Annotated in this window: 8 protein-coding genes; 4 read left to right on the plus strand and 4 right to left on the minus strand. The window is 65.4% G+C overall.

The window, feature by feature from the left end:
- A partial coding sequence (locus AAFP05_RS03010) for a sigma-70 factor domain-containing protein (RefSeq protein ID WP_341728377.1) occupies positions 1–718 on the minus strand: 718 nt, incomplete at its 3' end.
- A 262-nt stretch (positions 719–980) separates the two neighbouring features.
- Between AAFP05_RS03010 and AAFP05_RS03015 the strand changes: the two genes are divergently transcribed.
- Positions 981–1916 carry a sigma-70 family RNA polymerase sigma factor gene (locus tag AAFP05_RS03015; protein WP_341728378.1) on the plus strand — a complete coding sequence of 312 codons (936 nt, stop codon included), beginning with the start codon at positions 981–983 and terminating at the stop codon, positions 1914–1916.
- Positions 1917–2071: 155 nt separating this feature from the next.
- Here the strand turns inward: AAFP05_RS03015 and AAFP05_RS03020 are convergent, their stop codons facing one another.
- Complete coding sequence (locus tag AAFP05_RS03020; protein ID WP_341728379.1) at positions 2072–2944, minus strand: acyl-CoA thioesterase II; 873 nt, start codon at positions 2942–2944, stop codon at positions 2072–2074.
- A 147-nt stretch (positions 2945–3091) separates the two neighbouring features.
- A complete protein-coding gene (locus tag AAFP05_RS03025) occupies positions 3092–3661 on the minus strand; it encodes a hypothetical protein (RefSeq protein ID WP_341728380.1) in 570 nt (189 codons plus the stop codon).
- Positions 3662–3805: 144 nt separating this feature from the next.
- On the opposite strand from AAFP05_RS03025, the gene AAFP05_RS03030 reads away from it, so the two are divergent.
- Genes AAFP05_RS03030 through treZ form a run of 3 tightly spaced genes read left to right on the plus strand, consistent with a single transcriptional unit; the run spans position 3806 to position 8225 of the window.
- Complete coding sequence (locus tag AAFP05_RS03030) at positions 3806–4201, plus strand: alpha-amylase family glycosyl hydrolase (RefSeq protein WP_341728381.1); 396 nt, start codon at positions 3806–3808, stop codon at positions 4199–4201.
- Positions 4117–6507 carry a malto-oligosyltrehalose synthase gene (treY, locus tag AAFP05_RS03035; RefSeq protein WP_341728382.1) on the plus strand — a complete coding sequence of 797 codons (2391 nt, stop codon included), beginning with the start codon at positions 4117–4119 and terminating at the stop codon, positions 6505–6507. Before AAFP05_RS03030 ends, treY begins: the two co-directional genes overlap by 85 nt.
- Positions 6504–8225 carry a malto-oligosyltrehalose trehalohydrolase gene (gene treZ, locus AAFP05_RS03040; RefSeq protein ID WP_341728383.1) on the plus strand — a complete coding sequence of 574 codons (1722 nt, stop codon included), beginning with the start codon at positions 6504–6506 and terminating at the stop codon, positions 8223–8225. The genes treY and treZ overlap by 4 nt, the downstream gene beginning before the upstream one ends.
- Here the strand turns inward: treZ and AAFP05_RS03045 are convergent.
- The coding region (locus AAFP05_RS03045) for a putative sulfate exporter family transporter (RefSeq protein ID WP_341728384.1) at positions 8218–9192 on the minus strand (975 nt) is incomplete at its 5' end. The two genes, treZ and AAFP05_RS03045, sit on opposite strands and share 8 nt — an antisense overlap.

Raw genomic sequence — 9192 nt, forward strand, 5'->3', positions numbered from 1 at the left:
CATCCTCGCTGATCCACAGATAGTCTTCGTGGTCGCGGCGCCCGACGGTGCCCTCACTGAGGCGTTCCTCCGCGAACAGCCCGGCCTCGATGCGCTTGGCCAGCTCGACTTCCTGAGCCGCATTGAGCAGCGCAACCTTGCCGATCTGCTTGAGGTAGTCCTTGACCGGATCGGCAGTGGCGCCGGCCGAGACGACCTGCTGCTCCGGCTCGTCCGCATCGTCGGAGTCGGAGAGGCTGAACGCCTCGCCGTCGGCGACCAACTCGGCCTCGTCCTTGGCGGCAGCCTTCGAGTCGAACTTCGAGTCGTCGACATCGTCGAGATTGCGCTTCTTGCCACCCACGGTCAGCACGACATCATCGCCTTCGCGTTTGACGGTGACATCGACCACCTGGCCGGCCACCTCTTGCACCGTTGGTTCCCGGCCGGCTGCCGTGGCGGCGACACTGGCCTTTCGGGCCCTCGTCTGCTTGGACTTCGCGGCAGACGCCGTTGTCGCAGCGGACTTCCTGGTGGGTGTCATGGGCTTGGTAGCATCCGCGCCGGGCTGGGCCGAAGCGTCGGGCTCGGTCTTGGAAGCCGCGGCCGCTGGTCTGCGCGTGCGCTTGACGGGAGCCTCAGCAGCGGCGGCGTCAGCTGGCTGCTCGCTAACCTTGGTCTTGCGGGTGCGCGCGGCCTTCACCGGCGCGCTGGCAGCCTGCTCAGTAATGGAAGTCACAAATGACCTTTCGGAAGCCGACTCGGACCTGGACGCATTCAAGACCTCTCCCGTCAAGAAGCGCCTCTAGCCATATTGCCACGCCCACCAAGGAACCCCCATGCCGGGTATGCTCCCACAGAGCAGTCCGGGCCGCCATGGTGTACGACCAGGGTCGCAGTATGCCCCCACGGTGGCCCGTTTTCAAAGAAACTGTGCGATCGATGAAAGAAATTCACTGGTTCGTGCGTTACACCATTGATCGACAGAAAGGCAGACATCCATGGATAGCAGGACTCGTGTTCGCACCAATGATGGCATCGACGGCAAGGACTCGGTAGGACTGTACCTCGAGTCAATCGCCAAGACTCCTCTGCTGAATGCCGAAGAAGAAGTACACCTGGCCCGCCGCATTGAGGCCGGTCAATACGCACAAGCGATTCTAAGCGCACGAGTGGAGTCCGAGACTGACGCCACCCGCGAGGAACTCGAACTCATCGCCCACGACGGCGACGAGGCGATGCAGCACTTCTTGCGCGCCAACCTGCGTCTGGTCGTGTCGGTGGCCCGCAAGTATGGGCGTTCGCAGATGCCGCTGCTGGACCTCGTCCAGGAAGGCAACACCGGCCTGATCCGCGCGGTCGAGAAGTTCGATTACGCCAAGGGCTTCAAGTTCTCGACCTACGCCACCTGGTGGGTGCGTCAGGCGATCAGTCGCGGCATCGCCCAGCAGGGACGCATCGTCCGGCTGCCGGTGCATGTTGCCGAACAGGTGAACCAGATTTCGGCCGTGCGCCGCAACCTGGAACGCACGCTCGGCCGCGACCCCGAAGTGACCGAGATCGCCCGCGAACTCGATGTCACCGAGGACAAGGTCGTCGACCTGATCCGGTACAGCCGTGAGCACGTCAGCCTCGACGCCCCTGTCGAGGAGGACGGCGACACCTCGCTCGGCGACCTCATCGCCCGCGAGACCTCCCCCGGTCCGGACGAGGTCGTACTCAGCCAGGAGGATCGTGACCGTCTGGACACTCTTCTGGAGGGCCTGGACGAGCGTTCCGCCGATGTGGTCCGCCGCCGTTACGGCCTGCTGGATGGCCGCCAGGCGAAGCTCTCTGACATCGGTCTGGTCTGGGGCATCACCGCAGAGCGAGTGCGTCAGATTGAACGCGCCGCGTTGGTCGTGCTACGTGAGAAGAGCACGGTGGCGGTCGCCTGATCGCCGAACCCCGTATGAGTGCTTGATCGGCCGACGCCGACGCCACTCCCGAACTGGGCCCCAGCTCCCCCGTGGAGACTGGGGCCCTTTGTTCGCCCGATCAGACGCGCGGGCCCACTTACTTGCCGCCGCCCGACTTCCCGCGTCCGGAACTCTCAGCTGAGCAGCGCTCGGGAGTCGACCTGGCGGATGAGTCCCTCCTGGGCCGATGATGCGATCAGTTTGCCGTGCTGGAAGAGCCGTCCCTTCGAGAACCCCAGAGCCGAGGACGCCGACGGCGAGAACATGTCGTAGAGCAGCCAGTCGTCCGCACGGAAGGGGCGATGGAACCAGACGGCGTGATCGATCGACGCGGTCTGCAGCTGGTTCGACATGAACACGACCGGATGCGGCACCGTCGAGACACTCAGCAGGGTCAGATCCGACAGGTAGGCCAGCACCGCCTGGTGAATGCGGAAATCATCGGGCAATTCGCCTTCGGTACGCACCCAGACCCGCATGCTCGCGAGGTGGCGTCCGGGCTTGATGGAGCCGCCCGGCGACGAATCGCCCGCGAAGCGCACATCGAGCGCATCCCATTCGTGCCAGATCGAATGAGCGCCGAACCGGGCGTCCATGACATCGACCAGCCGGGGGCAGTCATCGGGAGCCGGCACCTCGGTCGGCATCGGATCGGCATGATCGAGGCCGGGTTCCAGGTCGTGGAACGAGACCGATCCGATGAAGATCTCGCGTTCGTCCTGCAGGGCCTCGATCCGACGAGTGCTGAAGGTGTTGCCGTCGCGCAAGGCCTCGACGTTGAACCGCATGTCGTCGTCCACCGCACCCGGACGCAGGAAGTAGGCGTGCAGCGAATGCGCGACCCGCTCGGGATCCACCGTCTGATATGCAGCGGTGAGCGCCTGAGCGAGCACCTGGCCGCCGTAGCTGCGCTGCATCCGGGTGCGCGGATGAGCGGCCAGGAAGGACATCTCGCCGGCGGCGGTCAAGTTGAGGAGGTCGAGCAATTCAGCTGTGTTAGCGGGCACCCGCCTACCCTGCCACATCGCCGCCCGCTGGGAAATACCCAGCACGAATGGGCCCGCATGCAATAGCCCCGCGACGCCTGGTACGGCTTCGCGGGGCTATGGATCCTCCGATGTCAGGCCCGATCGGTTCGCGTCGGGTCGAACGAGTTATGAAGCCCCGGGGCCATTCGCGTCCTCGGCGGCATCTGCCACGGCGTCCTTGATATCGGAGACCGCGTCAGCGGCGGTGTCCTTCGCATCGGCCACCGACTCGCCGAGATCCTCGGCGACCTTCCCGGCAGCATCCTTCGCGTCCGAAGCTGCGTCCGAGACAGTGTCGGATGCCTCGGAGGCGGCCTGCGCGGCGGTATCCGTGGCGTCGATGAAGGCAGCCTTGAAATCTGCCAGCTTGCCGCTGACATCCTTCCTCAGGTCCTCGAACTTGTCGTCCAGATCGGAATCGTCGTACCTCGCCTTCACGGTATCGGCGAGATCGCGGTACTTGTCGCCCACCGATTGGGTGAAGCCACGGAACTTATCGTCCAGATCGGTGTCGTCGAGCTTGTCTTTGACCGATCCGGCGAACTCGTTGTACCTGCCTGCGACATCGTCCTTGAAGGCATCGATCTTGTCGTCCAGATCGGAGTCCTCATACTTCTGCTTCACCGAGTCGGCGAACTCGGCAGCCCTGTCCTGCATGTCATGGGCTAGCTTCGCCAGCCGATCACCAAAATCCATGATGGTTCCTCCTGCGTCGGTGCCTAGGTCAACGCTAACGCGCCGGCCGCTGTCTGGGCGCCAGAGCGGCAAACAAAACCCGCCGCCGGGCCATCGAGAGTAGTTTTGAATGAACGTATCCCCGAGTGATGAGGTGGAGAGCTAGTGACCGAGAGCACGCAGCCTTCCAGCCAGGCCCTGGGCGGGCGCAGCGCACATCTACCGTCGAGCGGGCGGCGCATCCCGGTGTCCACCTACCGGTTGCAGCTGGGGCCGGATCTGAGCTTCGGTCAGGCCGCAGCGCAACTCGACTATCTCGACGACCTGGGTGTCACCGATCTGTATCTCAGCCCGATCCTGCAGGCTGCTCCCGGCAGCACCCACGGATACGACGTGGTCGACCACACCCGGATCAGCGACGTGATGGGGGACGCGCCGGATTCGAGCGGCTCGCCCGAGCAGCGCACAAACACCAGATGGGCGTCATCGTCGACGTCGTGCCCAACCACATGGGTGTACCCACCCCGATCTATCACAACAAGGCCGTCTGGTCGGTGCTGAAATACGGTCCCAATTCCCCCTACGCCCGCTGGTTCGACGGCACCGACGACGGCGACGGTATCCTGATGCCCTTTCTCGGCGCCCGCATCGGTACGGTGCTGGCCAACCACGAAATCACTCTCGAAGATCGCGTCATCCCCGGGTTCGAGGACGAAGGCGCCCAGCCCGTGCTCGTCTACTACGACCATGTCTTCCCGGTACGGGCCGGAACCGAGAATCTGCCGGTCGAGTTGTGCGTGGCACAGCAGTATTACCGGCTGGCCTATTGGAAGGTGGCGGCCGAGGAGCTCAATTTCCGGAGATTCTTCGACGTGGATACCCTGTTGGCGGTGCGGGTGGAAGATGCGGAAGTCTTTCACGCCACCCACGGTCTGCTGCTCGATCTCTTTAAACAGGGCTATATCGACGGATTCCGGATCGACCATCCCGACGGTCTGGCCGACCCACGTGGTTACATGCGGCGGCTGTACACAGCGACCGGCGGCGCCTGGATCAGCGCCGAGAAGATCCTCGAGCCCGATGAACAGATGCAGACCGACTGGCCGGTGGCCGGCACCACCGGCTACGACGCGTCCTGGAGGGTCGGCGCACTGTATTGCGATCCGAACGGCTACAGCGACCTCGCGACGATCGCTCACACCATCACCGGCGACATTCCCGGTTCTCTGGACGAGGTGATCGGCAAGGCGAAACGAGAGATCACCACCACCTCGCTGTATGCCGAGGTGCACCGGATCGCGTCCTTGGCCTACCAGATCTGCCGTGACGACATCATGCTGCGAGACCACACCCAGGGTTGGATCGCCCGCTGCCTGGCCGAGTTGGTGATCGCGTTCCCCCGTTATCGTGCCTACGTGGTGCCGGGCGAGGCTGCCCCCGATGAGGCCGTCGAACTGGTCACCCACGCCGCCGAGAAGGCCCGGCTGCAGCTTGATCCCGAGTTGCAAGACACCATGGATCTGGTGGTCGACCTGGTACTCGGACGCGAGGTAGGTTCCGAACAACGCGTTCAGCGCGCGCAGCGCGACGAGCTGGTCGTCCGTTTCCAGCAGGTCTGCGGCGCGATAACCGCCAAGGGCGTGGAAGACACGGCGTTCTACCGTTGGACGCATCTGGTGTCACTCAACGAAGTGGGCGGATCACCCGACACCTGGGGCTTGACCCCCGACGAGTTTCACCAGTGGTGCGCGCAGATGGCCACCACGTGGCCGGCCACCATGACCTGCGGCACCACCCACGATTCGAAGCGCTCCGAGGATGTGCGGGCACGCACCACCCTGATATCGCAACACGCCAGCGAGTGGCGGGCGCTGCTCACCACCCTGCATCCCTACGCCTCCTCGCTGGAGGGCCACACCGAGAATCTGCTCTGGCAGTCGCTGGCGGGCACCTGGACCCCGGCCGGCCCGATCGAGGCCGAGCGTCTGTGCGAGTACATGATCAAGGCGTCCCGGGAGCAGAAGCTGTGGACGTCGTGGACCAGCCCCGATGTTGCCGCAGAGAAGGTGCTGACCGCGACCATCGAAAAGCTCTACGCCGACGACGACGTGATGGGTGCCTTCGCCGACTGGTTTGTGTTTACCAGCGACGCCGCCCGGACGGCGATCCTGTCCCGCAAGGCCGTTCAGCTGACCTGCTTGGGCGTGGCCGACTGCTATCAATCCTGCGAGACGGTGCAGAACTATCTGGTTGACCCCGACAACCGGCGTCCCGCGGATTTCGAGACCCTGAACACCATGGGCCACGAACTCGCCGAGCGCCCACCGGAGACTCTGGCCGAGGAGAAATACCACCTCACGCGGGCCATCCTGCGGCTGCGGCGACGACGTCCGAACATCTTTGTCGGGCCACACGCGTCCTATCGTCCGCTGCCCAGCTCGTCGGGGTATTTCACCAGCTACTCCCGCGGCGCGAACGACGAGGTCGTGGTGATCGCGAGCAGGCTGATCCGCTCCACCGAACAGGCGGATGACTACGCAGGCAACACCGTTGTGCTGCCCGAGGGCCAATGGTTCGATGTGCTCACCGCCGAGGAGTATCCGGGTGGCCCGGTAGAACTGGCCAAGCTGCTGGCTCGGTTCCCGTGCGCGGTTCTCGAAGAGGTCTCCGACGCCGAGCGGACGACCAGCATCCGCGCCGTCGGACAGCCGCATCGTCCGCGTCCGGCACGTCAGGTGCAGGTGCCGGTCGGCCAGGACAACGAGGGCGGTCTACTCGGCTGGCTGACCAGGCGATTCGGCAGTCACGACGACGACGGCCAGGCTTCGGCAGCCAAGCGCGGCAACGGTCAAGGAGAGCCATCGTGACCGAATCTGCGGTTACCATCCGGCTGACGGCCCCGCTGGCCGACTCGGCGTTCGCGGTCGTCGGCGACTCCCGGCTGCCGATGCGCGCCGAAGGCGGCGGCGATTGGACGATTCAGCTGCCTGCGGGCACCGACTACCTGCTCGCGATCGACCACCAGGAACCCCGGCCCGATCCGCGCAGCGCCTGGCAGCCCTACGGTGTGCATGGCGCCTCCCGGGTCTTCGACACCGCCGTCCACCAGTGGCACGATGCGGATTGGCCCGGTATCGATGTGGTGGGGTCGGTCATCTATGAACTGCATGTCGGCACCTTCACCCCCACCGGTACCCTCGATTCGGCGATTGAGCGGCTCGATCATCTGGTCCGGCTGGGCGCCCAGACCGTCGAGCTGATGCCGGTGGTGCCGTTTCCCGGTGATCGCGGCTGGGGGTACGACGGGGTCGATCTCTATGCGGTGCACGAGGCCTACGGGGGCCCGGCCGCGCTACAGCGATTCGTGGACGCCGCACACTCCCGCGGATTGGCGGTCTGCCTGGACGTGGTCTACAACCACTTCGGTCCGGCGGGCAACTATGCGCCGGTCTTCGGGCCGTATTTCACCGATAAGCACGACACGCCGTGGGGTTCGGCCATCAATCTCGACGACGAGCACTCCGGCAGCGTCCGCGATTTCATCTGCGAGAACGCCATTCGGTGGCTGCGCGAGTTCCATATCGACGCGCTGCGACTGGACGCCGTGCATGCGCTGGCCGACGATTCTCCCAAGCACATCCTCGCCGAGCTCTCGGAGCGGGTGGATGGGATCCGTCCAGAACTGGGGCGTCCGGTGGCCTTGATCGCCGAATCGGACCTGAACCAGCCGTCGCTGGTCGAACCGCGCGCTGCCGGCGGTCTGGGCATGGACGCGCAGTGGGCCGACGATGTGCACCACGCGCTGCACTCCTATCTGACCGATGAGACCTTCGGCTACTACGTGGACTTCGGCCCGGCCGCTGTGCTGCGACAGGCCCTCGAGCGGGTCTTCGTACATGACGGCTCGTACTCGACATTCCGCGGCAAGCGCTGGGGGGCGCCCGTCCCGCCGGACCTCGACCACCGTAAATTCGTCGTCTTCACCCAGAACCACGACCAGGTCGGTAACCGCGGCCTGGGCGATCGTCCCGATGCCAGGCTGCCCGCGGGCGCGGTCGCCGGGGGCGCCGCGCTGCTGCTGCTCTCACCGTTCACTCCGCTGCTCTTCCAGGGGCAGGAGTGGGGCACGAACCGGCCGTTCCAGTTCTTCACCGACCACGAGCCCGAGTTGGGCGCCGCAGTGACGAAGGGACGGTTGGAGGAGTTCCGCGGCCACGACTGGGAGGCCATCTACGGCCCGGATGCGGTGATCCCCGACCCGCAGGCGCGCTCCACTTTCGAGAACAGCAAGCTGGATTGGCTGGAGTTGGATGACCGGTACAACGCCCGGGTGTTTGCCTGGTACCGCCGGCTGATCGCGCTGCGCCATGAACTCTTCCCCACCGGTGGTGGTCAGGTGCAGGCCGATTTCGGGGACGACTGGTTCCGGATGGTTCACGGCCCGGTGACGGTGATCATCTGTCCCGGCCCGCGGCCGGTCACCGTCGATGAGCCCCGCGAACGGGTGCTCGCGGCCTGGGGCGAGGTGAATGTCTGCGGCCAAACGGTGCGAATGCCGGCGCATTCGGTGGTTGTGATCAGCTGATCAGCAGCACCCCGGTCAGCGCCGTCCCGGAGACGATGACGGTGGCGATCAGGCCGAGCAGTACCGGCTTCAAGCCCACCTCGCGTAGCGCGCTGATCTGGATGCCGAAGCCCAGCGCTGCCATCGCCATTGCCAGCAGCGCGCTTTGCGCGATTTTGATCACGCCCAGGACTGGGGCCGGGATCGCAATGATGGTGCCCAGGATCACCATGGCCAAGAAGCCCAGCACGAACCCGGGAATCAGGGTGGGGCGCTTCCCCGATTGCGTGACTGCGGCCCCCGAGCGGCGGGTCATCAGCCCGAGCACTGCGACCACTGGGGCAAGACACACGACCCGGGCCAGCTTGACGGTGACGGCAACTGCCATCGCGTCCGGCCCGATGGCTGCCGCAGCAGCGACCACCTGGGCAACCTCATGGATGCTGGCGCCGGCCCAGGTGGCAGCGGACTGGGTACTCAGGGCCATCAGACCGGCCAGCAGCGGCACCACCGGAATCGACAGCGTACCGAAGAGCACCACCAAACCCAGCGCCGTGCCGGTCTGCTCCTCGTCCGCCCCGGAAATGTCCTTGGCGCCGGCCACCGCAGCCGCCCCGCAGATGGAGCAGCCACAGGCGACGAGCATCCGCAGCGGTCCGGGGACGCCCAGCAGCCGTCCGATCAACAGCGTGCTGGACACTCCGATGCTCACGACGACGACCACCAGCGCCAGGCGCCGCCAGCCCAGACCGCCAAGCGTGGTCAGGGATATCTGCAGGCCGAGCAGCACGATACCGGCGCGCAGCAGATGTCTGGCCGCGAATTCCAGCCCCGGTTGCCACGATGCCGGCACCGGACGCAGATTGCCGATCACAGCGCCCAGCACGATGGCGACCAGCATCATGCTGTGCAGCGAGTTGATCTGATTGATGAGCAGCGCAGCGAGGGTCACCAGCGCGGTGACCATCAAGCCGGGCAGCCACTCGCG

It is taken from the genome of Brooklawnia sp., from assembly GCF_032229645.1.
Lineage (GTDB): Bacteria > Actinomycetota > Actinomycetes > Propionibacteriales > Propionibacteriaceae > Brooklawnia.

Bases quoted from the DNA above. Each gene is read 5' to 3' on its own strand.
- AAFP05_RS03015 (WP_341728378.1), top strand. From the start codon at position 981: ATGGATAGCAGGACTCGTGTTCGCACCAATGATGGCATCGACGGCAAG.
- AAFP05_RS03025 (WP_341728380.1), bottom strand. From the start codon at position 3,661: ATGGATTTTGGTGATCGGCTGGCGAAGCTAGCCCATGACATGCAGGAC.
- treY (WP_341728382.1), top strand. From the start codon at position 4,117: ATGGGCGTCATCGTCGACGTCGTGCCCAACCACATGGGTGTACCCACC.